Below are 24,842 nucleotides of genomic sequence, written 5' to 3'. Positions count from 1 at the left end.
GTGCGCACGTTCGAGCGCATTCAATTGCTCGCTGTGCCGGTTCTGCATGGCCTGGAGCTGCTCGGTGTGCTGGCGCGCGAGCTCCTGTTGCTGTTCGAGACGCTGCCGTTCAAGCGCTTGAATTTCCTGATTGTGCTGACGTGATAGGCTACGCTGCTCGACCTCGTGTTGCGGGCCCAGCCCAGCCTGCACCTGCGAAAGCCAATCGGGATGCTTCTCCCGGATGAAGTTGGGGTCTTTGGCCGTCCACCAGTTCACGTCGCGCCATTGGTGCTTGTCGTCGTAATCGCCAATCCATTCGGGATGATGTTGGTGGGCCCAAGCAGCATTGTGCTCCATCCACCATGCATCGTTGCGCCAGACGTGGTGATCGTCGAAATCGCCCCACCAGTTCGGATGATTCTCGCGGACCCAGTTCGGATTGTTCTGCCACCACCACGAGGCGGGTCGCCAGTAGTGAGCGTCATCGAAGTCGCCCCACCAATCAGGATGATCGACTCGACAGATATCGGGATGAAACTGCCACCACCATCCGGCTGGATACCATACGCCCTCGTATGGCGCGCCCCACCAGTCTGGGTTCTGACTGCAGACCTCGGGATGGAAAGTGCACCACCAGGACGCGGGATACCACAGGCCCTGATAAGAATTGCCCCACCATTCGGGGTGATGCTCGCGGGCCCATAGAGCCTGCAGCATCTCCCACCATATCGCCGGATACCACGCGCCCTGGAAGGAATCGCCCCACCACTCGGGATGATGCAGGCGCACCCAGCTCGGGTTGTACTGTTCCCACCATTGAGCGGGGTACCAGTTGTCCTGATACACATCGCCCCACCATTCCGGATGGTGTGCACGGAACCATGCTTCCTTCTTTTCTTTCCACCACCACCAGGCGGGCTGCCAATGATGCTGGTCGTCGAAGTCACCCCACCAGTCAGGATGATGAGCGCGGACCCACTCAGGTCGGTTCTCCCACCACCACGCGGCATCGCGCCAAGTGTGGGTGTCATCGTAGTCACCCCACCGGGGGAGTGGTGGCGCGGCAGGCCATTGAGCACGCGCGGGCAATGCGAGCAGGGTTGAAACGAGCAGAAGAGCAAAGAGAACAGAAGAAATTTTGCGCATGACGCCAGCTCCCGTCAGATTGCGAAGGCGGGAACTTCAGTCCGCCAGCCCTGGCTCACCATCTATCGAATTGCCGCGCCATCATTTCACGGGGCGCAACGGAGCGCTGCGCAGCGGTAGTCGTTCCCCCAGCCCGGGACACGGCACTCGGAGATGGGCGTGCTTGTCAGCTCTACTAGTCCTCAGAGCTGGCCAGAGATGTCAAAAGTGCGCCTGTCGTCGAAGTGCGTCGGGCATCCCGTCGTGCGCTCCCAGCGCGCTTTCCGGTACGTCTTCCACCATTCGCTCGGTGGCAGGTCGTTGCGGCGCTGAGGATGGAGTGGATAGTAAATCCGGTTGTCCGGTCTCGAGGCCTCGCCTCCCACCATTAGCAAGGCTTCGCGCGCGCCGTTGTTTATGAAGCAGTGGCAAATGCCGGTCCCGGCGGGAAAGGCCGCAAAGTCTCCGGGCCCTATCGGGTGAACAAAGCCATCTATCCAAGCCTCGACCTCGCCCTCAAGAACGTATACAAACTCCTCCTCTTTCTCCTCGGCATGCGGCCACGAACTCCGATTTCCTGAGGGCAATCGAATCAGGTTTACGCCGATCTTGTGAAGACCAGCAGCTTTGCCGATCGCCCGCTTGTGGCCGGTGTATTCCTCGCTATTCGGGTATTGATGACAGGTCTCGGGAACGGATGCGCTAGCAATTATGAACGGTGGTCTTGGGGGTTGATTACTCATGCCCCCGTCTAACACGGCTAGCGAAACCGAGTACAGCGAGGCCCCCCAGGCGAGCCAGCGTTAGGAAGCAAACACTGATTTCTCCGACATTCGCCCGGCGCTCGACCGGACGCGAAGATCTCCGTTCGTGGCCAGAACCATCCAAGAGCGCGCGTCCTTCCCGCAGCGAATCTCACAAGATGACGGCAGAGGAGACTACCGGTACCGTGGCAACAACTCGCTACCGAAAATCTCGAGCTGCCGCTTGATCTCGTTGACCGGCAGCAAGCCCTGGTCGCCCTGCCACACGAACCATTCCGGATGGACATTCTCGACCAACGCGTCCATCTCCTCGCGTACTTCGGAAACGTTTCCGGCGAACGCAAACTTGACCCGGGCGAGGCGCTCAATCGTAACTTCCGAGGCCGGCAACATCACCTTGCCAGTGGGGTAACGGGCTTCATCAGCGGGCTCACGCCAGGCTTCGGAAAAGCCGAAATGATGGAAGAACCTGGCGAAGCCGGTGCCGCAAACGCCCTGATTGCCAAGTTCCAGAGCGCGACGACGATCGTCGGCAAGGTAGACGCAGTGGACCACGCCAACGTTCTCGCCGAGTTTCAGCTCACGGCCGCTCTTGCGAGACTCCTCTTGATAAGCCTCGACGAATTTTCGCACCACTTCGGGCTGCGGCAGGAGAATCGTCGGGATTATTCCCTCGCGCGCGCACCAGCGCACGGTCTCTTCACTGACCGAAAAAGCTTGAAACAGCTGGGGATGCGGCTTCTGGTACGGCTTCGGTACAACATTGATCTTCTGAATAAGTCCGAGCTCATCGACCTCGCCATACGCCCCATACTCGCGGGTCCATTCGTGTGCCGGCCAGGGAGTCCCTTCTTGCGGAGAGGGGTATTCGTAGTACTTGCCCTTGAAGCGGAACGGCTCGTCGCCCCACGCCAATTTGAGAAAGCGGAAGACTTCTTCGAAGGCCTCGCGATTGATCCGATCGGTCTCGCTCCGGTCGCTGACCGTGGCACTAACGTGAATCTTCTGCGCCATCTGATTGAGCCAACGAGCCTGATAGCCCCGTGCGAATCCGACAAATGTGCGACCTTTGGTCAGCTGATCCAACCAGCTGATCTCGAGGGCCAGGCGCAGTGGATTCCACCCCGGCAGAACATAGCCGATGGGACCAACCTTGATGCGTTTAGTATGGTGGATGACGTGCTGATAGAGAGTTGGTAACCCGCCGATTTCGAGCCCTTCGCTGTGCAGATGATGCTCGGGAAAGCAGACCGCATCGAAGCCCAGATCCTCGGCTTTCTGGGCCAGTTCGACCACTTCGCTGATCATCCGCTGCCAACGCTCAGTATGATTGGCAATCGGCCGCAACTGGCGGCGCTCTTCCAGCGTCGCGGGAAGGGTGGGCAAAAAAAAGTACATGAATTTCATAGCGCCTACCTCGACGGCAGTCCTTTTCTCTGGGTGAATTTCGATTCTACGTTTCAGCGCTCTGGCTGAGCGGGGTGGACTTCTTCCTTGCCCTTTGGAATGCCTCGCGGTCACGGAGGCGCTCAAGGTACGATTTCACGACTGGGCTGTACTCCTCGCAAGCGCCCAAGGCGGAACCCAGCTCAAGGGCGTAACACACCGATATGTCGGCAGCGGTGAAAGCTTTGCCCGCAAGATAAGGAACCTCGTCCAAGCGCCGCGACACGAGCGTCATGCGATTGAGGAACATCTGGATAGCTTGACGGGCGCCCCAGTTATCTCTCTCCGCACCCGGCGCGAAATATCTGCTGGCAACCACAATGTTGAGGCATGCTGACATGCCCGCCTCGCCAAGGTGGAGGAATTGTTGGTAAAGCGGGAACGCTGCATCGCTTCCGATTGGTGCCAAATCCGTCGGTCCGTACCGGGCAACCATATATTCCATGATCGCGATCGACTCGACCATCACTACCCCGCCATCCTGGATGGCAGGCAAGAACCCGGCAGGGTTGATTTTCAGGAATTCGGCATCGTCGCCCCGGTGTCGCAGATCGACCGTCCGCAGCGCGTACGGGAGGCCCATCTCCTCCAGCAGCCAAAGCACGCGAAACGATCGCGTGGTCGATCCACCGTACACAGTGATCATAGCGAAGCTAATCGGCGCTGGATCTCGTTTCTCAAAAAGCCCACCCTCTAGTCAAGGCGGTGAACGTCGTATGCACGAACTCGATTCATCTCCACGATGTCCAAACGGCTTGAGCTTGGATGTGACCTCGGAGTGATCCAAGCCTTATCTCCGCGGCGGTTTGACAGGAGATAAGGCTCAAAGACTCTCGCCAGGGGTTCTCCCTGGGTGTCTTGGTTTTATGGATGCACTTTTAGTTCGATCGCTATCACGCCCTGATGCCCGCGCGACAATGTAAATTGAGTCGCATAATAGAGTGCGAGTTTAGGTTCGGTGTGCTGGGAAGATTATCGCGCTAGTGTTTCTCCCCAGGGGGCTGGGTTCGGGCGGTGTCTCTAATCTCAGTAAACACGATCTCATGTTACGGATTGAGGCAATCGACTGGTATCTCTTCTACTTTTCCCGTCGTCAGGAGCCTCTCGGGATCCAAATCGAATCTTAATTTCCCGCCCTTACATGCACTCTGCAAAATATTCGCCGCCTGGATCGTGTTCTGAGCGATCAACTCAGTGTAGTCATCGTTAAGATAAAACGTGTTCCCTAGATAGTTATACAACGGTCCCTTGGCCTGAAAATCCTTTGACAGGTGAATCAGCTGTCGATAGGTGATGGCTTTCATATGTTCTAGCTTTTCCAACAAGTCAAATTTCTTGGTGAAATTAGTATATCTCCTGCCGCCAGCATCATTATCGTTAATGTGCGTCTTTTGAATCAGGTAAACCTTCGTGCTTCCGTTAAGATCGTCAGGCATCTTGATCGAGCCGATTCCCGCATGACCCATCTTCGAATCGACGCGTTTTGATTTCAACTTCCCCTGCTGGTCAACGTAATATCGGACCCAGCGGTAGTCTATGTTTCCAGGACGATCTTGCTGATTGAAGATGTAGTCCAAGAGGCAGATTTCCGACAATTCGGTCATCCAGAACATCATCTGCTCTCTCGAGACATTCGGACCTAGCGCTCTGGCGACGATCGGGTCCTTGCGGCTCTCATTGAGTCCCGAGCTCATCGCATCAACCAGGTTTTCGGGCGACGCGAGCGCGAGAAATGCGGGCGTCTTTTGCAGGAATTCGTACTGTTGGGAATAACCCTTGCCCGAGATGTTTCCATTAAATTCAGGACCATATCTGGTGCCCTGAGCTTTCAGCATGGTCCCATAGATCAGGTGGTCCTTGGGATCGCCGTAGTAGAACTCGTTCACTGGTGAATAGGCGGTGGGGTTCTGCTCGGCTGAGGTGACGACGTTCCATCCGGCGAGGATCATGCCGCGCGGAGCAATTGCGCGGCCTCTCACCGCCACCCGCGCAAAGTGTCTGTGCGCGTCCGTAGTCCTGACCGTCGCAACCGGAACATCTACGGTCGTGTTGAAATATCGGGCAAAATGGTAGTAAAGAGGCGAGGCCTGAGAGAAGGTGGCACTAGTGTGCTGGCCGAACTGCCCATTTATAGATTGCTTGTAAGCGGCCAATCTATCCACGCCGGCAACCTTATGCCTTAACTGCCTTTGCTTCGCGCAATATTCATTTTCGAAGGTCTCCGGGTGTCCGCTGTACTGAGAGCCAGTGATGTCGTACACGATCGTACCGGGACTAGTGCTCCAGATCTTGGGACACAGCCCGATGGTTTTGCTGTCGAACCCAATCCCGCATAGCTTCGCTTCTTGAGCCGAATCTTTTTCCAGGTACTGTGCACCAGATTCCTTGCTGAAATGGTCTAGTGTAATACACTCCTCGCGGCCATAGTTGGTCGCCGTTCCTTCAAACTGGGCGCCGCTGCCAGTTCCAGGGAGGAGCGCCCAGCATAAAGCAAATCCCAGAAGCGCGATGTTCTTGCCGGTCGGGCGGCTTCGGCATTGTAGACTGGGCATTTCGTGTGCTCGCAGCTCGATATGAACGATCGGCAGCGGCATTGCGCTGCGCGAAAAGCTTACCGGGGTGGGAGAACTCCTATTTTCGAGACTGCATGCCTGGGAACTGAGGACAATACTGCTTTTGTTGCTCAGGGGTCAGTTCAAGCTCTGGGTTCTTCTGAAAGCTCTCGATACTGCGGATCACGGACGGATATTGCACCCGGGGAGCGATCCCCACTTTCCAGTACGCAACAGCCTCCTGCGATGAAGTATTACAAAACTGCATAAGCGCAGTCGCCGCGACGGCTCCGGTTGCATGAATGCCATTCCAGCAATGAATGAAAATCGGCTTGTCTTTGCTCTTGATGACATCGTAAATCTGCTGGTTAACTGCGGCCCGCCCCTTGCCTTCCCATCCTTCCGTGATATAGCGAAGCGACCCCTTTGAGCATTGGACAGTCGAGGGACCGGAAAAACCCGCTCGATAGAGATAAACCGCGGTGCCGAAGCCGGCTTCGCACAGGGCTTTTAGCTGGTCGTCTCTCAGGGGAGCGCGTCCATTGTTCGCTCCGCCCCGATAGAGAACGCCTGGCATTACCTCACGGTAGTCACGGATGCCATGGAAGCTACTTCCGGATTGCATGATGTTGGTTTCCTGCGCATGCAGCCGCGCTGATACCGCAAGAGACGCGAGACTTAGAGTAAATAGTAGCCAACCAAATCTACTTAACATCGGGAGAATCCTTAGGTAGCCTCCACCGTTGTAAAACATCGTCCGGAAGCAGCTAGCGACTCTAGCATCGGGAAATCTCTCAGGTCCCGGACGCTCCGAGGCAGTCAGGACAGCAAAAAAAGAGTCGTAGATCTAAAAATATTGATTGTCTGGTACCCATGCAGGAATAAAAGCATTCCCTTGTTCGGGCGCATCTCAGTTCGTCTCTGCTCGATCTCGCTCTTGCGAACTTAGCACCAGACTCTTTGCACCTTCTTCGCTGCGCTGTTCCAAGTCACTTAGCAATCCCTCGTCGGTGAGATCGAGCGGGTGCGAGTGTTCCCAGTCGTGGTGAGCTGCTTTGTGCAGCCTGTCGACGACCTCGTCGTCGCGCGTCTCAATAGCCAGTTCGCGACGATCGTCGAAACTGCCCGGAGCCAGATTTATTGAGCCGTTGATGGCGCGGATCCCATCCGCCAGAAGCATCATACCGTGAAGTTTGAGGTTCTTCAGTTTGTGAACCTTTATCCCAATGTCGTCCATGATGCGCAATCCCCCCACGCCCTCCATAAGCTTGTCCTTCTTTAATGTGTGCGGAGGACGCGCCAAAACGTGAACTTTGACTCCACGTTCCTTGGCCCTAACCAGACGTTCGATGACAATCGGGTCTTGATAGCGCTGGTTTTGTACAAATAGGGTGTGATTGGCGTCATCGATAAATCGCGCGATTCGTTCGCGTCCATTGATCGGGCACCAGACCAGATGTGTGTGCTTCCCGGGCGCGAAAGGCATGCGATGCCAGTCGGCGTCGAAGCAGCTGATCATCTCACCGACCTCGTGTGGACGAGAGGTGCAAATGACGTAATCACGAGTCTCCGTCAGGTTCTCCGTCTCCCAGTTCAAGGAACCTATAAAAGCCAATTCATCATCGATAGCCAGCGACTTCTCATGGGTCATGCCGAAGGCGGGATTAGTGTCTTTGACTTCAATACCGGCTTCTATGAGCGTTTCCCGGGTGGACCCATTGTCGTCTTCACCATCCCGGCGCGCTGGATTCAGCATTACCTGAACTTTGATGTTCCGATAGCGGGCGGCCGTTACTGCCCTGAGCAGGGCCGGGTCGGTGAAGACGAACATCTTTATCCGTAGCGACTTGGTCGCAGAATCGATCGCGCTGATTAGCGGGCCGGCGGAGTCATCAGGAAAAATGATTGCTGAATGGGAAGACATAGTCCTATTCCCTCCTTTAAAACCTGCTACTTCCCTCCCAAAAAATCCTGCTAGTCCCTTCTCAAAAACCGCCGTCGGCTACCCTGCCGATCGGCAGGTGGCAATGGCCACCCCATCGGGATACCTGTTCGGGCACAAACCCTGGTGCTGACTGGACGCGGCAAAGCTGGGCGTAGATCTCACCACGGTTTAGCAATTCATGGTGAGTGCCTTCCTCTGCCACAACACCAGCGCTGAGCACAATAATTTTGTCCACCAGGCGAATCGTGTTAAGCCGGTGAGTAATAGTGATGACGGTGCGCCCCTTCGTAAGTCGTTCCAGAGCCTCCATCACGAGTGCTTCTGAATCGGCGTCGAGCGCCGCGGTTGGCTCGTCGAGAATAAGAATACGCGAATTTCTGACGACCGCGCGGGCAATACCTATCCGCTGCCTCTGCCCTCCAGAGAGCGTACACCCTCGCTCACCCACCATCGTCTCATAGCCGTGAGGCATCCGCTCGATAAACTCGTCCGCGTTAGCCAGCTTGGCGGCGTCGATGATCTGATTTCGGGTGGCGCCGGCGCGGCCATAGGCGATGTTGTCGCGAATCGTGCCACGGAACAAAACCGTGTCCTGCAGAACGAAGCCGATCTGCTGGCGGAGAGCCTGAAGTGTGAAATCGCGCACGTCCACCCCATCGATTTGCACCTGGCCGGTGGTCGGATCATAGAAACGCGGGATCAGGCTCACCAAGGTCGTCTTGCCTCCCCCGGTCGGGCCTGTGATAGCTACATGTTGCCCGGGTTGAACATGAAGGTTGACCTCGCGGAGTATGGGAGAGTTCGCATCATATGCGAAAGTCACATGATCGAAGACGACTTCACCGCGAAGACTGGCCGGCTCAAGCGCATTCGGACGTTCGGGGATAATACTGTCTGCCTCGAGGATAGTTGCTATCCGCTCTAGGCCCACTCCGGCTTGCGCAACCGTATTTGCCATCTTCGCTAGATCCTGGAGGGGCTTGAAGAACTTATTCAAGTAAGCCAGAAACACCGTCAATGTGCCCAGGGTCATCGTACGAGCGAGGATGAGTGATGTCCCGCGCCACATCAGGAAGGCCGTCCACAAGGAAGCCGTGATTCCCACCATGGGTGAGATGAGCGACTTGACTCGCCGTGCTTTCAGCGCGGCATTGACGGTCGCGCGGCTCACTTCGCTCAGACGGCTCTCCTCGGCCGCCTCGCGACCGAAGGCCTGAACCGCTCGGATCGATTCGAGCCCTTGCTGTATCACACCCATTAGCTCGCTCTGGCGGAGTCGGACTTCGCGAGCCGCCTTCTTCGCTGCGCGCCGAAAGCGAGCGATGAACCACAACAGCAACGGCGTCACCGCGGCCGCCATAATCGCAAAATCCCACTTGAACCAGAACATCATTGCAAGAATCCCAATGATGGTCAGGAGATCGACGAACATTGACAAGGTCGCCGAAGAGGCAAAGTCCTGAACCGTACTCACGTCGTCCGTGATAGTGCTCAGGATCGTCGAGGTTTGATTGCGATCGTAGTAGGTAAGCGAGAGTCGATGGAGATGCGAATAGAGCTTCATGCGCAGATCGTTTGCGACCTGCTGACCGATGCTTTCCGTGTAGTAGTTGTTAATGTAGCTCGCCAACGCCGCTAACGCTGATATTGCCACCGTGCTTAGCGCTGCCAACGCGGCTAGATGCATCTTGTCATGATGGTGAGCAAAGGACGCCATCCACGAGATCCGGCTACGCGAATGATGAACGCCGACAACATCATCAATGATGATCTTCAGTGGCCATGGTGCCGCGAGGCTCATCGAGGCCTCAACCAACATGGCCGCAAAGACGATCACAAGCCGTTTCCAATATGGCTTCAGGAGCTCCACGACCAGACCGGTCGGTCCACGTGCAGGTCGGAGCTGCGTCGCCGTCTGTGAACCCGAGGACTCGCTACCGGCTTTAGCGACGAGCTGGGCACCGACAGCACCAGGAGGGTCGAGGCCCTGCGGCACAACCGGTGCCAACAGGCCTATGCAACGTGGAAACCTCATCTCCCTTCTCTTCGCGATACTGACTGACCTCTGGATCCCCTTTCGTGGCGTTCCGCTCACGAAACGGAACGAGCAATCATGGTGCCGGGGAAGAACGACCGAGCGGAGCTATAAAATTCCGCCTTCGTTAACTGTCATCGTTAACCTCGGGAAACGGTGTAAAGCGAAATTAACTCCTCGAGGGCGTTTCCTCTTCGACACGAGTCGGGTAGTAAGCGGGTCAGACCGCTGACGAGAAAAACAGAAATGGAAACAAGTGGTTTTTCGTAGAAACAAGCGGTTTTTTTTGAAGTCGAACAAACAACTTTCCAGTGAACCTTGCGGTTAGGCCTCCCGGCAGCAACCAGCAACGACTTGGTTAGCTCAAGGGGGACCTAAAATAGACTACGTCACCAAACCCTCCATCGGTTTGACATTCACCGTGTTCGAAGCTATGAGTCTACATTCAGAAACTGAATGCTGATTCAGCGTTAGAGGTTAATGAGCGTTCGAGAGCGACATAAGCGTGAGCGACAGGCTCGTAGCGAGGCGATTCTCGCCGCGGCGTTGCGCGTGTTTGGCGAGCACGGGCTCGAGCACTCGACCATTGAGATGATCGCGCGCGAGGCTGAAGTCGCGGTCGGGACTATCTACCTCTACTTTTGTTCGCGCGACGATCTGTTCCTCAACCTGCTGGTGGAGAGGGTCGAGCAACTGCGCGAGCGCTATGTGGAAATCCAGGCGAGTAAACTTGCCCCTCTTGAGGAATTGCGCGAGGTGGCTGCCGCCTATCTCGATCACATCCGTGAGTCGCGCGAGATGTTTCTCTCCCAGCAATCCGCTGGATGGACCAAACTTACCGAGCGCATCAGGCGTGCGTCTGAAATTCGCAACCATAAACGCGTGCTCGCGCTCAGCCAAGAAGTATTCGGCTTATGGGAACGCACGGTTGCACGTGTGATCAATGCTGGACTGATCGCGAATGCGATGGGGTCGACCAAGACCGCCGCGGTCATGTGGGCGAGTATCAACGGTGCGTTCATGCTGCTGGGCGATGACAACTTCTTCGGCGACATCACCGGCCTCGACCCGGAACATTTCATCCACGAGGCGCTGGAATCGCACTTGGTGAAGGTTGCCGCCCGCAGTACGGCCTTACTCGAGAACACTGCAATTGAAAATGGAGAAGAATCGAAAGCGGTCGCTGCCCGATCTTCCGGCTGACCGGGTGGCACACGCATAAGGAGATGAACGTATGAAATTTACCTGGTTCCATTTGATGCCGTACCGGTTCCTGCCGGACGACTTCAAGGAAAAGTATCGCAGCGTGTGGGTCGATATCCCGCGCCGCCTGTATGACCCCAAGGTCGGACACAAGCTGTACAACGACTATCTCGACCAGCTCGAATTTGCCGATTCGATGGGCTTCGACGGTCTGGGGGTGAATGAGCATCACCAGAACGGCTACGGGATGATGCCCTCGCCCAACCTGATGGCGGCCTCGCTGGCGCGGCGCACCCGCAACGCTAACCTGGTGGTACTGGGCAATTCGATCGCCTTGTACAATCCTCCCGTCCGCGTCGCGGAGGAATTCGCGATGCTCGACGTGATCTCGGGCGGCCGTCTGATTGCCGGCTTTCCGGTCGGCACCTCGATGGACGACAACTTCTGCTACGGCGCCGTTCCGGCGACGCTGCGCGAGAAATACTACGAGGCGCACGACCTGATCGTTAAGGCCTGGAAGGAGATGGATATCTTCTCCTTCAACGGCAAGTACACGCAGCTGCGCTACGTCAACCTGTGGCCACGCCCGATTCAGCAACCGCATCCGCCTATCTGGATTCCGGGCGGTGGCTCGGTCGAGACCTATGACTTCTGCGCGAATCACGACTACCAGTACAGCTTCTTAAGCTACTTCGGATACATCGCCGGCAAGAAAGTCGCCGACGGCTACTGGGAAGTGATGGCCAAGCGGGGCAAGGAGCTAAATCCGTATTCGATGGGCTTTGCACAGGTCGTGATTGTGGCAAACAGCGACGAAGAGGCCGAGCGCCTCTACGCCCCGCACGTCGACTATTTCTTCAATCGCTGCCTACACGTGTACAACGGCTTCGCCGATGCGCCGGGTTATCGGACGGTCAAGACGATCAAGGCCGGGATACTTGGTCAGGTCGGCAAGCAGGCGGACCTGCGGCGCGAGGGACTGACCTGGAAGGATTTCCTCGACCAGGGCTTTATAATCGCCGGGTCGCCCAAGACGGTGCGCGAGCGGCTACGCGAGGCGATGAAATCGTTGAACTGCGGGCACCTAATGATGCTGATGCAGATCGGCTCGATGCCGCCGGATTTGGTCAAGGCGAGCACTGAGCTGTTCGCCAAGGAAGTGATGCCATACATGCGCGACCTGTGGAGCGATTGGGAAGATCGCTGGTCGCCCCAGCGGCTGCCGCAGAACGAAATCCAAACGCCGGCGCCGGTGGATTTTGAGAAGCGCGGCGCCAACGGCCAGACGCGCACGGGCGTGGGAGTTCAAGCGGAGGCTCGGAGCGCAAAATGATTACCACGCAGAAACTGCTCAATGGAAAATTCTCGGTCGAGCTGCATCAGTTCGGCTCCAGCGGCGAGCCGCTGCTGTTCCTGCACGGCGCAGGCGGATTGACCGGAGTCGATCCGTTCCTGGAAGACCTGAGCAAGGACTTCAAGGTCTACGCGCCACATTTCCCGGGCTACGGCGAGTCAACCGGCAACGAGCATATCGATGACGTGATCGACGCGGCCCTGTTTTACCATCAGCTGATGGACGAGCTCGGCATCGCCTCGGCGAATATCGTCGGACACTCGATGGGCGGAATGCTCGCGGCCGAAACTGCGGCACTGTGTAACCATCGCGCGCGCAAGCTGGTGCTGGTAGCGCCGGCGGGGTTCTGGCTTGAATCGAATCCGATTCCGGATTTCTTTGCCGCCGACCTGACGGAGATCGGTGCCCTGCTCTTTCACGATGCGAACTCGCCGGTGGCCAAGATGTTCACCGCGATTCCGGAGGACTTCAAGGCGCTGGAGGCGATGTACGTCGAGCGGGTGAAGCGGTTGGCGACGGCGGGCAAGTTCCTGTGGCCGCTGCCCGACCGTGGACTGAAGAAACGGGCGCATCGGATTTCGTCTCCCACGCTGGTGGTATGGGGCGAGTCGGACCGGCTGATCCCGCCCGTCTATGCCAATGAGTTCACCAGCCGAATCAAAGGCGCCAAGTCGGTCACGATCAGGCAGGCCGGACACATGGTGATGTATGAGCAGCAGGCCGCGTTCGTAAGTGCGGTGCGCGACTTCTTGAAGGGCTAAATTCCCGTCGATACGCCGCAGCAACTTGGAGCAAGGTGTCGGGCCGGGGTCGTCGACCCCGGCCCGTTTTTTTGCCTTGCTCCTGGTGGTCGCGAGTGAAGTGAGCACCGCGAACCACTCGCAGAACCTCGGACGGCTTCAAGTAGACAAAGCCGGAAGCGGTGCGCGTATCGTAAAGTGCGGGCCGCCTGTTCCTGCATTGCCACGACCTTCGCGATGACGCGGCGCGGGGTTGGCGGGAACGCCGTGCCGAGTCAATTGCCGTACGCCGGTAGCTCGGTGCCGAACCATAGGACAGTCTCCCGGATGGCTAGCGCGCGCAGGTCCCGGAGCGCCTCAAGGTCGGGATCGGTTCGGTATCCCTGCAACGACCGCTCGTCGGGAAAACTCAGGACGTGTACTTCGTAGGGCAGATTCTCGCCGCTGCTCGGTGCTATTCCGATGCGGCGCTCGAAGGTGCCACCGTAGCGCTGCATAATCTCGGCGGCTGCCGCTTCGAATTGCCCGAACTCCGCCTCGCGCCCCGGATGAAGATATAGGGCCGCTATGAGTGTGAGCCTTTTCGTCATCCTGCAGGCTTATCCCTGGTGGCAAACCGCCTCGATATTGTTGCCATCGAGATCAAGCACGAAGGCTCCGTAGTAGGTCGGATGATATTCCTTGCGGAGTCCCGGTTTGCCGTTATCTCTGCCACCTGCGCCGGTGGCCGCCTTATGGAAGGAATCGACGACGGAGCGCTCGGTGACTGCGAACGCGACGTGGGTCGGGTTGGATTTGTTGCCCTGGCTGATCCAGAAATCTGGCTTTCCTTCTCGGCCGAATCCTGCGGCGCCAGGAAATTCCATCAGGCATTTGTAGCCTAGGGGCGCCAGCGCTCGCTCAAAGAAGCTCTTGCTCTTGGCGAAATCGGATACTGCTAAACCGACGTGATCCAACATGACGATACCCTCCGTCTGATCGGGTTGTGGCCGGTGCGGCCGGGGTGGGCCCGCGCCAGCGGATTTTTATGACTTAGCGGTTGGGCCGCGTTGAGGCAATTTGTGGCTGCAATGGACACTTTTGTTGAAACCTTTAGAATGCGGCGCAGCTTGGTTGATGGTCCGGGCCAGGAAAAAGATCTCGCCTACGCCGGTTCGGCGTGTGAAGCGGCTTTCGCCGCGGGGGCGGTGGCTTGCGGTCCTGGAGCGCTTTTCGCGCGGTTTGGATGAGCCGCAGAGTGCGCGGATTTGGGCGCCTGCTCTGGAGAGCGCGTCACGCGCGCGAATCGTGGAGATTCAGGAGGAAAAGTTGCGCGCGCTGATGCCCTTTCTGTATGAGGAAAGCGCGTTTTATCGGGCACGTCTTCGGGCCGCGAAGTTGACCCCCTCCGACATCCGATCGATCGACGATCTTCCCAAAATTCCGGTGGTGACCAAGGAATCGATGGCAACCAATGTCGCGGCTTATCCTCCGTGGGGGACTTACACCACCGTCAACGAGAAGACCTGGCACGCCCGTGGCTGGATGGTCTTTTCCACTTCGGGCACCACCACGACACCGCGCTCGTTTCGCTACACCCAGCTCGATGCCAAGCTGTGGGCGCTCACCAGTGCTCGGGCGCTGTATGCGATGGGAGTGCGGCCGGGTGACTCGGCGCTGACCTGCACCAACTACAATCCGCACGTTTTTTTCTGGTCGCTGCACTACGCCCTTAACTTAATGAAAGTCGGGATCGTACCTGGAGGGGTCCCGACGGAGCGGCGGTTGGCGATGATCGAGCTCTATCGCCCCACCATCTTGGTCGCGACGCCCTCGTACGCGTTGCATCTGGCGGTCGCGTTGCGCAAGGCAGGCGGCGACCCGCGTGCAAGTTCGATCCGGATGGTGATTTGCGGCGGCGAGGCCGCCTCGGGGATTCCAGCGACGCGCCGGCGAATCGAGGAGGCGTGGGACGCGGAACTCCACGACGTCTATGGATGCACGGAGGCGGTCCCCGCGGGGTGGGCATTCACGTGTCATCAGGGGTTGTCGGCGACTCCGGTCTCGACCCACGTCCAGGAGGATCTGCAAATCTGGGAGCTGGTCGATCCGCAGACGCTGGAACCGGTCGGGCCGGGGCAGCGCGGCCTCACGGTGGTCACAAACCTGAATTCCGAAGGATCCCCGCAGCTGCGGTTTTTGGTCGGTGATTTCACGAGCTTCAACACCCGGCGCTGCGCGTGCGGGCGGACCTTTGCGCGCGCGGTGGGCGGGTTCATGGGGCGCGCGGACGACCTGCTCAATATCCGAGGATTGAAGCTGTTTCCGAGCGCGATCGAGGAGATCGTGCGCGGGATTGATTTGCTGGATGACGAGTTTCAGATCGTGATCGAAACCGAGGGTGTGCTGGATGCGTTCACCATCGTGACCGAGGCGCGCACATCGATGGATATTGACGCCGTGGCCGAGGTAACGCGGCGTCTTGAGGCGGAGGTTATTCGACGCTGCGAGCTGCGGCCCAGGATTCGGATCGAGGCGCCGGGGACCTTACCCCGCACCGAGTTCAAGGCGCGGCGGGTAATCGATCGGCGCGTCGGGTTGTGAAGTTCTGGTCGCGAAGCGCCGCTTGGCAGGCGCTGTTCCTCTGATTTTGGGCAACCGAGTGTCCTCTTTCCGGATTCTTCGCGTTGCCCGGTCGCTGCGGTGGTTGGGGCCCCTTGCGCGAAGCGCAATCCCTCTTGACCTTCGCGGACCGCAGTTTTAATTTGCAACTGCGATGAAACTCTACGATTTCAGGCTCTTTCCTAATCCTCGGCGCGCCCGCATCTTCATTGCGGAGAAGGCTTTAGAGATTCCGATTGAGCAGGTGGATGCGCTGGCGGGTGCGAATCGGACGCCGGAGTTTTTGAAGAAAAACCCTTCGGGTGGACTACCGGTGCTGGAGCTCGATGACGGCAGCTGCCTTGCGGAGTCGGTCGCGATCTGCCGGTACCTCGAGGGCTTGCATCCCAATCCGAACCTGATGGGACGGGACACCCGCGAGCAGGCATTTATCGAGCAATGGAACCGCAGGATGGAACTGGAGCTTTTCGCAGTGGTCGCGCGCTTCTTCCAAAACACCGGCGCCTTTTTTAAGGGTCGCCTGCCCCAGGTGCCCGAGTATGGCGAAGTGCAACGCGCCAATGCCGTACAGCGCCTCAAGCGGCTGGATGCGGAACTGGCCGAGCGCGAATTCCTCGCCGCGGATCGCTACACGATTGCCGACATCACGGCGCTGGTCGGGGTCGATCTCTTTTGCGGTTATGGCGGGCAGCCGTTCCCTGCCGAGCTGCCGAATCTGAAACGCTGGCATGCAGCGGTCTCATCACGACCGAGCGCGAAAGCTTGACCGATCCGCCAGCGCGGTTTTAAATTGCAACCACTATGAAAATTCACGAATTTACCCAGGCCCCCAATCCCCGGCGCGTGCGCGTCTTCCTTGCGGAAAAAGGAATCCAGGTGCCCCTGGAGCAGGTGAACCTCGGCACCGCGGACAATCGCAAGCCGGAATTCCTGAAGAAGAACCCAATGGGCGGCGTGCCCGTGCTCGAGCTCGACGACGGCACATTTATCGCCGAGTCGGTAGCGATTTGCCGCTACTTCGAGGATCTGCATCCGGAACCCAACCTGATGGGCAAGGACGCGAAGGAAAAGGCGCTAATCGAGATGTGGAACCGGAGGATGGAGTTCGAGGTACTGCAGATGACGGCCGGCTCGTTCCGCAACACCAGTGATTTTTTCAAAGGCCGGATTCCGCAGGTGCCAGAGTATGGCGAGATTTGCAAGAACGCGGCGGTGAAGCGGCTGGATTGGCTGGATGGCGAACTGGCCAATCGCAAGTTTATCGCGGGCAATCGGTATACGATCGCCGATATTACCGCGCTGATCGGGATCGATTTTGGGCGTACCACCGGGATCAAGATCCAAGAAAACCAGAAGAACCTGGCGCGCTGGCACGCCGAGGTGTCATCGCGGCCCAGCGCGAAGGCCTAGTTCATCTGCGCCTGGCTTTGGCGGCGGTCACCCAAGGGGTGGCCGCCGTTTGTTTTGGTCAATTCGCAACCGAGCGAGGACCGCGCATGATCTTTCAGTGCCGCCGCACTTCTTCGTTCCCCGAATGGGGCCTCTGCGCGATTCCGCCATCCATCAGCATTTTATTGTTGCCGGCGCTGGCTGCGACCTTAATCGTGGTCCGCAGGCTATGTTGGCCTCGCACTCCACGTATATAGACCTCCACTCGAGGAGTCCGGGAAAAAACCGGACTACGGCATTATCGGGGTGTAGAGGCGGTACAGCATGAAGTAGATGACTACGCCGGTTATGGAGACATAGATCCATAGGGGCCAGGTCCAGCGGGCCATTTTGCGATGGGTCGTGAAGCGGGTCCGGAGGGCGAAGTATGCGGTGGCCAGTGCGAGCGGCACTATCAGACCGGCGAGCATCACGTGTGGAATGAGGATCAGGAAATACAGCGGGCGGACCCACCCAGTGCCGCTGAAGCGCACTTCGCCCACGTGGTAGTGATAAGTCAGATAGGAAATCAGGAAGACCGCGGACACGGCCAGAGCGGAGAGCATGCAGGCACGGTGGGCGGCGACTTGTTTGCGCTTGATGAAGACGAAGCCCGCGAGCAGGAGTACCGTCGCGGTGGCGTTCAATATCGCGTTGAGTGGTGCGAGTGAGGTGTAGGCCATCGAGCTAACAGTCAACCACCAAGGCAGCAAGACACCAAGGGCGGACGACGCTGGACGCAGCGTAGGCGCCGGGGGTTATCTTGACCCGCCCTCCTTGTGCCGGGTGGCTTCGCCGGTTCGGCCTAAGACTGCGGAGCTGCGGATTCCGCCGGCGGGGCGGGCGCAGAAGTTTCGGATCCTTCGCGTACCCCTACCGCTTGTTCCGGATGGGGCTGACTGGTCCAGGCGCGCGCGCTCAGGTCCGGCCGCAGCATCAGGTAGCAGAAGGCAACCAGGACCAGGGGGATGCCGGCGATGATCCATAGCGGCCTACGTTCGAACGATAGATGCATGAAATACATAGCGACCAGCACCGCCTTGGCGAGGGCGAGCGCGACTAAGAGTCCAACTTTGAGAACCGTCGTGAACCCCATCGCATAAACCAGCAGTTCGACTGCGGTCAGGACCGCCAAATAAATGAAAATTGCTATGTAGTTGGGCTCGCCGTGCGCTTGGTGAGCCTGATGTACTACCGCCTCAGTCGCCATCGTTATTATCGTTCGCCTCCGTGTCGTGGTTCTTGCCAGCCCGGGGACCTGCTGGAAGTCCCGGCAATATGCGAAATCAAACTACCCACCCACATTTGGGCGAGTACCGAATCGAAATTGTCGGATTCAACTTTGAAACATTGCATCGGTCTCGCCCTCCGCGAATGTCGCGGGCGCTTCGCTTTCCTCAAATCAAATACACAAACGTAAAGATCAGGATCCAGACGAGATCGACGAAGTGCCAGTACAGACCTGCGACCTCGACCAATCGCGCATCGCTGACCGTGAAGGTGCGCTGAAAGGAACGCGTCAGCAGGGTGCCGAGATAAATGACCCCGCCGGTCACGTGCATCCCGTGAAACCCCGTTAAAATAAAGAATGTCGCGGCGAACAGGCTAGTCTTTATCGAGAGTTGCTCGCCCCAGATCAGGTGGTGCCATTCAAAAGCCTGGCAGGCGAGGAACGCGATCCCGCCGAGCACCGTCAGGGCGAGGAACCGCTGCATCTTCTGCACGTTGCCGTGATTAATTCCCGACAGCGCCTCGACCATCGTGACGCTGGAACAGATCAGGATGAAGGTCATCACCGCGGTAAGCGAGATGCCGAGCCAATCGGCGGGGTCCGGCCAGTTGACGTTCTGATAACGCAGCGCGCCATAGGCGGCGATGCCCGCGCCGAAAGTCATCGCATCGCCGGCCAGGAATACCCACATTCCGAGCTTCCCGGAATTGCCGGGCGTCAATGACGGTTCAGTCTGATCGACTATCGCTTCGTGTCCGTGGACCTCTGCTGCCGCAGCCTCGCTCATCTTCGTCTCCCTAATTCAAGATAACGCCGCGAAACACCGGGTTTCTTACCTTCGGGTCGCGGCGGTGGCCGCATCCGCGCGCGGCCTGCGGTGCGCGCGCTTCCACATCGCGAACACGACTGCCCCGATTGCCAAGACCGTAAAATATGGACCCGCCAGCATAAACAACACGCTTGCGTTGTACGCGTGTCCGGCGGTATCGCCCGGTGGCAGACCGCACATGGCGCACGCATCCGCAATTCGCGGCACCGCGCCAACTAGCGCACCCGCCATCGCAATTCCCATCGAATTCCTTCGCGAAAGATTCATCGCTTCGACTCCCACCCGGCTACAGCCGGTAGACCAGCTCGAACAACACCGGCCAAATCGCGCAAACAAAAAACCAGAACGCCGCGATACGCTCGACACCGCCGGCGTTGTGCGCATTGTATCGACCGCGCATCGCAACCCACGTCACGGCAACCAGCCAGATTACCGCCGCGGTCACATGCAGACCGTGGCATCCGATCAGCAAATAGAAGGTCCCCCCGTAGCTGCCGCTCTTAAGGGTGAGGCCGTGCGCGACGAGACGAATCCATTCGGACCCCTGCACGGTCAGAAAAGTGGTGCCCAGGACCGCGGTCACGACCAGCCATCGGCGGAGCAGCCGCTGACGGCTCTTGTGCACCGCTCGGACCGCCAGGTACATCGTGACCGCGCTGAACAGCAGCACGAAGGTGTTTGCCCAGGTGACGTCGAGCGGGAGCCGCGGCAACGTGGGCGGCGGCCAAAACGGAGCCGACAAGCGGAAGATCAGGAACGAACCGATCAGCCCGCTGAACAGCATCATCTCCGATGCGATTAGCATCAGCACCGCTAGCATCCCGCTGGAAATGACCGGACGCTCGCGCTCTTCGTCGCCGGAGTCCCGATACCCTGCCCTGCGCGGCGCGAGGAGCGGGCGAATCTTGGCGGTGGTCGTGGTCACGGAAGATTTATTCCTCCATGCTTGGCCATAATCGTGAGGACCGAGAACACGACCAGGAAGAGCATCACCCCGAGGAGCACTTTCAGAGTCCTGCGGTTCCCTTCTTTGACGTCGTGACGGCTTACCAGCGAGCTCATCGAAGTGTCCTCAAATCCGGTCGACCACCATTATCAGCAGGACCACCGGCAGATAGATCAGCGAGGCGAACAGCAGGCGGCGCGCCCGCTGCGGCTGCTTGGGAGCACGCACCATCGCGATGCCGCACGCTAGCAGCACGAGCCCCAGCAAGGCGGCGACCGCCAGATAGAGTAGTCCGGCACTGCCCATCAGCGTCGGGGCGATTCCCACGGCGATCAACGCGCAGCTCGCGGCGATGACTACGATATCGGACGGGTTTCCCCACCGGCCGTCTTCGGGCAGCAGCTTGATGGCGGCGCGACGGTAGTCTTCGTGGTAGAGCCTCGCCACTGCGAAAGTGTGCGGCAGCTGCCATAGAAACATCATGGCAAACATCACCAGCGGCTGCGCGCTGACAGTCCCGCGCGCGGCAACCCAGCCGGCGACTGGAGGCAGGGCTCCGGGAATGGCGCCGACGATATCACACGCCCACGTCACGCGTTTGAGAGGTGTGTATGCGAGCAAATAAATCAAGGCGATGGAGGCAGTGATCCCGGTGCAGGCCCAATTGGTCGAGAGCGCAAGATAGCTCAGGCCTGCCCCGGTCGTGATCAGGCCGAAGACCAGCGCTTCACCGGGGCGCAATCGCCCGTCGGGCAGCGGGCGATGTTGGGTACGCAGCATCATCGCGTCGGTGGCGCGCTCGGAGTACTGGTTTAGCGCCAGCGTTCCGGCGGCAGCGAGCGCGGTCCCCACGAGCAGATTAAATACCAGGCTCAGGTCGAGGCCGCCGGGTGCGGCCAGATAGTAGCCAGCCAGGGTGGTGACCAGGACCATCGCGACTACACGAGGTTTGGTCAGCTCGAAGTAGGCGAAAAGCCGCCCGCGCGACGAGATCGAAGGTGAACCTACGGCTGCGGTCCTAGCCGTCATGCGGACACCCGCTGGGTGACGATGCGCATATTCGAGGCACCCGACAACTCGCTGCGCCGCGCCCATCCGAAGAGATGATAGGCGCGTATGGTCAGGGTCAGGCTGGTCGCCAGTAGAGCGGCACCAATCGCCACGTGACTAGTGGTCGGGAGCACCGCACGTTGACTCCAGATGGTAAGCGCGCCGAGCGACGCCTGCAGCACTAGCAGTAGGATGAGCGCGAGCGCCGGGCGCCGCAGTTCCCGAAACTCGCGCCACGAGCGCAACACGCGCGCGACCGTCCAGATGATCATCGCGGATACCGCCAGCGCGCCGATGCGATGCGCGAAATTGACCACGATGAATTCGTTCCAATACGGCGGCACCAGTTGCCCGAACGCAAGTGGGAAATCAGGGATGGCCAGCCCCGCGCCCAGGTGCCGCATCAGGGCGCCGACCAGAATCTGCGCATAGATAGTGGCAGTGGTAACTGCGGCCAGGGCAGCGAGCTGCGGGCGTGCAGGGGATTCGTCCGCAGGGGCGGTTTGCTCCCAGCGCGGATTGGTGAAGATCGCAATCGCGACCATCACGCAGAAAAACGCCTGCGCGGTGGCCGCGTGCGTCACCGCAATTGCGAGCGGCAATTCAAAGAGCACAGTGATGCCGCCCAGCACGGCCTGCACGACTATCAAGCCGAAAGCGGCCAGCGTCGTGTTGCGGACCCATCGGCGGCGTTCGACCCGTAGCACCCAGACCATCAGCCCGAGCGTGAGGAATATGACGAAGCCCGCCACCACTCGATGAGCGAATTCGAAACGGATTCCGCCCTGCCAGGCCGGGATGAGCTTGCCGAACGCGAGCGGCCAATCGGGCACCGCAAGCGCGGAGCCGGTTGACGTGACCAGGCCACCCACAAAGATGAGGCAGAAGGTGGCGCCTACCGCGAGCATCGCGAACCGATGCAGGGCGGGTGTCGCGCCTCCGGAAGTCCGCTCTTCAATCATCGCCTTACCGGCGCCCGTCTAGTCGGCCGCGGCCGTCGCCGGTTCGGCCGGCTGCCACTGCGGCAGATAGTCTTCCGCCGACTCGGGCGAGCTGTATTCGTAGGGCCCGCGATACACGACCGGCACCGGGCCCGGCCAGTTGCCGTGCCGCGGAGGCGACGGCGCGCTCCACTCAAGTGTGTTCGCATGCCACGGATTTTCGCTGGCCTTCTCGCCCCTGACGAGGCTCCAGATGATGTTCGCGAGCAGCAGCAACTGAGCGGCGCCGAGGACGAAGGCGCTGATCGAGATGAACATATTGATTGGCTCGAGCGGCTTGAGGAAGTCGTACTGGGTCGGGTTGTAGATGCGCCGCATGTGCCCACCCATGCCCAAGATGTGCATCGGGAAGAAGGTGCAGTTGAACGCGACGAAAGTGATCCAGAAGTGAACCTTGCCGAGCGTCTCGTTCATCATCCGTCCGAACATCTTCGGGAACCAGTAGGCGATGGCGCCGAAGACTGCGAAGAGGCTGCCGCCGAACAGCACGTAGTGGATGTGCGCCACGATGAAGTAGGTATCGTGGATGTACATGTCGACCGGGGTACAGGCCATGAAGATGCCCGACAGGCCGCCGATCACGAACATGGCGACGAACGAAAGCGCGTTCAACATCGCGGCGGTGTAGTGAATGTCACCCTTGTACAGGGTGCCCAGCCAGTTAAAGGTCTTGATAGCGGAGGGCACGCCGATGACCATCGTGGTCAGCATAAAGCCGGTGCCGAGCGCCGGGTCCATGCCGGACTGGAACATATGATGTCCCCACACGACCCACGACAGGAACGCGATCGACGCCATCGCGTAGGCCATCGCGCGGTAGCCGAAGATCGGTTTGCGCGAGAAGGTCGCGATCAGCTCGGAGGCGATGCCCATCCCCGGCAGGATCATGATGTAGACCTCGGGATGGCCGAAGAACCAGAACAGATGTTGCCAGAGCAGCGGCTCGCCACCGCCCGGGGGCAGGAAGAAGTGGGTCCCGCCCATGCGATCGAACAGCAGTAGCGCCAGCGCCGTGGTCAGCACGGGGAGCGCGAGCAGCAGCAGAATTGCGGTGATGAACAGCGACCAGATGACCAGCGGCATGCGGAAGAAGGTCATGCCTTTGGTCCGCATATTGATGACGGTGGTGATGTAGTTGATGGCACCCATCAGCGAGCCGACCCCGAGCACGATGAGGCTCATGCACCAGAGGTTCTGGCCCCAGTCGACACCGGTGTAGATCGGGACGGCGCTCAGCGGCGCGTAGGAAGTCCACCCGGCTGCCGCAGGTCCGCCTGGCACCCAGAATGACGCCATCATCAGCACACCGGCACCGGCACTCACCCAGAATGACAGCATGTTAAGTTTGGGAAACGCCATGTCACGCGCGCCGAGCATCAGCGGAATCAGGAAGTTGCCGAAGCACCCGACCAGGATCGGCATGATCACGAAGAAGATCATGATGGTGGCGTGCATCGTGAATTCGGCGTTGTAGGTGTTGGCGGTGATCGCGCTGTCGTTCTGAAGCGACTGGGGCAGGATGCTCAGAAAGCTGAACTGGGTGTCCGGCCATGCCAGGTCGAGCCGCATCAGCATCGCCATCAGGCCGCCTATGGACATCATGAACAGCGCCACGAACAGAAACTGGCGCCCGATCATCTTGTGGTCCTCGGAAAAAATGTATGTGCGCCAGAAGCTGAGCTCGTGTTGCTCGCCATGGGCGCCGTGAACCGCAACCGCTGCCGTGCTGCTCATCTGAAGCTGTCTCCCCGCGCCGTGAGGTCCGGCGTGTTCACCCTATTGTTGATTGGCGTACTGGTCCTTGAGCCACTTCTGGAAATCGGCCTCGGACTCGACCGTGAGCGTGCCTTGCATTCCCGAATGGCCGAAGCCGCACAGCTCGGCGCACGGAATTGCGTAGCTCCCCGGTTCCCTGGCCTGAAACCAGACGTGAATGGTGCGTCCCGGAACCGCGTCCTGCTTAAGGCGCAAGTTAGGTACGAAGAAGCTGTGGATTACGTCCTTCGAGGTGAGCTCGATCCGGACGACCTGATTTATCGGCACGTGCATCTCGTTCTCGACGGTGACGGCTTTGGGGCCGAACTTGCCGTCGGGACCAGGGTAGGTGATCTCCCAGTTAAATTGCTTGCCTGCGACCTGATAGAAAACCTGGCCCGGCGGACCATGTTCCTTGATTTCCGCCCAGGTCGACTTGCTCATCAGGGCCAGCGCTATCAGGATCACGGCAGTCGCCGTGGTCCAGAAGATCTCCAGGCGCGGGTTGCCTTCGATGTATTCGGCCTTGCGCCCGGGACGATGGCGGTAGCGGACCATGAAGGTCACCATCGCGATCATGACCAGCGCCCAGACGACAACCGTGATCCAGAAGATGAGGATGAATAACCAGTCGATTTGCGGCCCAAAAGTTGAGATATCGTGCGGGAACCACAAGTGTTCGAGCATCTGCTAAATCTGACCCCCTGCGCGCGAGTTGCGCGCGGTACCCTGCCCCGAAACCGCTCCGTGTTACTCCAGTGCGTACCTACGGTTCACGACGCATGAATCCGGCGCGATTATGGACATCGGACCGAAGATTAGTGAAATGAAAAATTCTCGCTCCACTAATCGTCT

General features: G+C 59.0%; 26 protein-coding genes. 6 read left to right on the top strand and 20 right to left on the bottom strand.

Going from position 1 to position 24,842, the window contains the following annotated elements; genetic code table 11:
* The 8 genes from VGI36_01120 to VGI36_01085 form a co-directional block, all read right to left on the bottom strand.
* Nucleotides 1–1,128: hypothetical protein (locus tag VGI36_01120; protein ID HEY2483714.1), on the bottom strand; the 1,128-nt coding region annotated here is incomplete at its 3' end.
* Nucleotides 1,129–1,310: 182 nt separating this feature from the next.
* A complete protein-coding gene (locus tag VGI36_01115; GenBank protein HEY2483713.1) occupies nucleotides 1,311–1,850 on the bottom strand; it encodes a cupin domain-containing protein in 540 nt (179 codons plus the stop codon).
* Between the two features lie 195 nt (nucleotides 1,851–2,045).
* The gene (locus tag VGI36_01110) at nucleotides 2,046–3,278 is read right to left on the bottom strand and encodes an LLM class flavin-dependent oxidoreductase (GenBank protein ID HEY2483712.1); all 1,233 of its coding nucleotides are present in this window, start codon (nucleotides 3,276–3,278) and stop codon (nucleotides 2,046–2,048) included.
* A 46-nt stretch (nucleotides 3,279–3,324) separates the two neighbouring features.
* The gene (locus VGI36_01105; GenBank protein HEY2483711.1) at nucleotides 3,325–3,963 is read right to left on the bottom strand and encodes a glutathione S-transferase family protein; all 639 of its coding nucleotides are present in this window, start codon (nucleotides 3,961–3,963) and stop codon (nucleotides 3,325–3,327) included.
* Between the two features lie 400 nt (nucleotides 3,964–4,363).
* Complete coding sequence (locus VGI36_01100; GenBank protein HEY2483710.1) at nucleotides 4,364–5,911, bottom strand: hypothetical protein; 1,548 nt, start codon at nucleotides 5,909–5,911, stop codon at nucleotides 4,364–4,366.
* Between the two features lie 37 nt (nucleotides 5,912–5,948).
* Nucleotides 5,949–6,584, bottom strand: a complete 636-nt coding sequence (locus VGI36_01095; protein HEY2483709.1) for a hypothetical protein — start codon at nucleotides 6,582–6,584, stop codon at nucleotides 5,949–5,951.
* Nucleotides 6,585–6,779: 195 nt separating this feature from the next.
* Entirely contained in the window at nucleotides 6,780–7,793 is a 1,014-nt protein-coding gene (locus VGI36_01090) for a phospholipase D-like domain-containing protein (GenBank protein HEY2483708.1), read from the bottom strand.
* Between the two features lie 61 nt (nucleotides 7,794–7,854).
* On the bottom strand, nucleotides 7,855–9,849 hold the full coding sequence (locus tag VGI36_01085; protein HEY2483707.1) for an ABC transporter ATP-binding protein: 1,995 nt from the start codon (nucleotides 9,847–9,849) through the stop codon (nucleotides 7,855–7,857).
* 480 nt (nucleotides 9,850–10,329) lie between these two features.
* Here VGI36_01085 and VGI36_01080 point away from each other — a divergent pair, with 480 nt between their 5' ends.
* From VGI36_01080 to VGI36_01070, 3 genes are read left to right on the top strand one after another with little or no spacing between them, the layout of a single operon-like run.
* The gene (locus tag VGI36_01080) at nucleotides 10,330–11,052 is read left to right on the top strand and encodes a TetR/AcrR family transcriptional regulator (GenBank protein HEY2483706.1); all 723 of its coding nucleotides are present in this window, start codon (nucleotides 10,330–10,332) and stop codon (nucleotides 11,050–11,052) included.
* 31 nt (nucleotides 11,053–11,083) lie between these two features.
* Nucleotides 11,084–12,385 (top strand): LLM class flavin-dependent oxidoreductase, encoded by a 1,302-nt coding sequence (locus VGI36_01075; GenBank protein HEY2483705.1) that lies wholly within the window; start codon nucleotides 11,084–11,086, stop codon nucleotides 12,383–12,385.
* Nucleotides 12,382–13,167, top strand: coding sequence for an alpha/beta hydrolase (locus VGI36_01070; GenBank protein HEY2483704.1), 786 nt, complete (start codon nucleotides 12,382–12,384; stop codon nucleotides 13,165–13,167). Before VGI36_01075 ends, VGI36_01070 begins: the two co-directional genes overlap by 4 nt.
* Nucleotides 13,168–13,421: 254 nt before the next feature.
* Here the strand turns inward: VGI36_01070 and VGI36_01065 are convergent, their stop codons facing one another.
* Nucleotides 13,422–13,736 (bottom strand): hypothetical protein, encoded by a 315-nt coding sequence (locus VGI36_01065; GenBank protein ID HEY2483703.1) that lies wholly within the window; start codon nucleotides 13,734–13,736, stop codon nucleotides 13,422–13,424.
* A 9-nt stretch (nucleotides 13,737–13,745) separates the two neighbouring features.
* On the bottom strand, nucleotides 13,746–14,105 hold the full coding sequence (locus VGI36_01060; protein ID HEY2483702.1) for a VOC family protein: 360 nt from the start codon (nucleotides 14,103–14,105) through the stop codon (nucleotides 13,746–13,748).
* A 157-nt stretch (nucleotides 14,106–14,262) separates the two neighbouring features.
* On the opposite strand from VGI36_01060, the gene VGI36_01055 reads away from it, so the two are divergent.
* The 3 genes from VGI36_01055 to VGI36_01045 all read left to right on the top strand — a co-directional run bounded on the left by VGI36_01055 (nucleotide 14,263) and on the right by VGI36_01045 (nucleotide 17,157).
* Nucleotides 14,263–15,729, top strand: coding sequence for an AMP-binding protein (locus VGI36_01055; GenBank protein ID HEY2483701.1), 1,467 nt, complete (start codon nucleotides 14,263–14,265; stop codon nucleotides 15,727–15,729).
* Between the two features lie 172 nt (nucleotides 15,730–15,901).
* The gene (locus VGI36_01050; protein ID HEY2483700.1) at nucleotides 15,902–16,513 is read left to right on the top strand and encodes a glutathione S-transferase family protein; all 612 of its coding nucleotides are present in this window, start codon (nucleotides 15,902–15,904) and stop codon (nucleotides 16,511–16,513) included.
* A 35-nt stretch (nucleotides 16,514–16,548) separates the two neighbouring features.
* The gene (locus VGI36_01045) at nucleotides 16,549–17,157 is read left to right on the top strand and encodes a glutathione S-transferase family protein (protein ID HEY2483699.1); all 609 of its coding nucleotides are present in this window, start codon (nucleotides 16,549–16,551) and stop codon (nucleotides 17,155–17,157) included.
* A 269-nt stretch (nucleotides 17,158–17,426) separates the two neighbouring features.
* Here the strand turns inward: VGI36_01045 and VGI36_01040 are convergent, their stop codons facing one another.
* The 10 genes from VGI36_01040 to coxB all read right to left on the bottom strand — a co-directional run bounded on the left by VGI36_01040 (nucleotide 17,427) and on the right by coxB (nucleotide 24,674).
* Nucleotides 17,427–17,858, bottom strand: coding sequence for a DUF420 domain-containing protein (locus VGI36_01040; protein HEY2483698.1), 432 nt, complete (start codon nucleotides 17,856–17,858; stop codon nucleotides 17,427–17,429).
* A gap of 122 nt (nucleotides 17,859–17,980) precedes the next feature.
* Nucleotides 17,981–18,385, bottom strand: a complete 405-nt coding sequence (locus VGI36_01035) for a cytochrome C oxidase subunit IV family protein (GenBank protein HEY2483697.1) — start codon at nucleotides 18,383–18,385, stop codon at nucleotides 17,981–17,983.
* Nucleotides 18,386–18,572: 187 nt separating this feature from the next.
* Nucleotides 18,573–19,193 (bottom strand): heme-copper oxidase subunit III, encoded by a 621-nt coding sequence (locus tag VGI36_01030; GenBank protein HEY2483696.1) that lies wholly within the window; start codon nucleotides 19,191–19,193, stop codon nucleotides 18,573–18,575.
* A gap of 45 nt (nucleotides 19,194–19,238) precedes the next feature.
* Nucleotides 19,239–19,502, bottom strand: a complete 264-nt coding sequence (locus VGI36_01025) for a hypothetical protein (GenBank protein HEY2483695.1) — start codon at nucleotides 19,500–19,502, stop codon at nucleotides 19,239–19,241.
* A 19-nt stretch (nucleotides 19,503–19,521) separates the two neighbouring features.
* On the bottom strand, nucleotides 19,522–20,160 hold the full coding sequence (locus tag VGI36_01020; GenBank protein HEY2483694.1) for a cytochrome c oxidase subunit 3: 639 nt from the start codon (nucleotides 20,158–20,160) through the stop codon (nucleotides 19,522–19,524).
* Nucleotides 20,157–20,297: a hypothetical protein gene (locus tag VGI36_01015; protein ID HEY2483693.1), complete on the bottom strand. Its 141-nt coding sequence runs from the start codon at nucleotides 20,295–20,297 to the stop codon at nucleotides 20,157–20,159. The genes VGI36_01020 and VGI36_01015 overlap by 4 nt, the downstream gene beginning before the upstream one ends.
* A gap of 10 nt (nucleotides 20,298–20,307) precedes the next feature.
* A complete protein-coding gene (cyoE, locus tag VGI36_01010; GenBank protein ID HEY2483692.1) occupies nucleotides 20,308–21,210 on the bottom strand; it encodes a heme o synthase in 903 nt (300 codons plus the stop codon).
* A complete protein-coding gene (locus VGI36_01005) occupies nucleotides 21,207–22,193 on the bottom strand; it encodes a COX15/CtaA family protein (protein HEY2483691.1) in 987 nt (328 codons plus the stop codon). The genes cyoE and VGI36_01005 overlap by 4 nt, the downstream gene beginning before the upstream one ends.
* 18 nt (nucleotides 22,194–22,211) lie before the next feature.
* Nucleotides 22,212–23,870 (bottom strand): cbb3-type cytochrome c oxidase subunit I, encoded by a 1,659-nt coding sequence (locus tag VGI36_01000; protein HEY2483690.1) that lies wholly within the window; start codon nucleotides 23,868–23,870, stop codon nucleotides 22,212–22,214.
* Nucleotides 23,871–24,008: 138 nt separating this feature from the next.
* Nucleotides 24,009–24,674 carry a cytochrome c oxidase subunit II gene (coxB, locus tag VGI36_00995; GenBank protein ID HEY2483689.1) on the bottom strand — a complete coding sequence of 222 codons (666 nt, stop codon included), beginning with the start codon at nucleotides 24,672–24,674 and terminating at the stop codon, nucleotides 24,009–24,011.
* Nucleotides 24,675–24,842: the final 168 nt, after the last annotated feature.

The sequence above is a fragment of the Candidatus Binataceae bacterium genome, assembly GCA_036495685.1.
In the GTDB taxonomy this organism is placed as follows: Bacteria; Desulfobacterota; Binatia; order Binatales; family Binataceae; genus JAFAHS01.
Note: the sequence above shows the minus strand (reverse complement) of the source record. Positions and strands in the feature narration are given on the sequence as shown.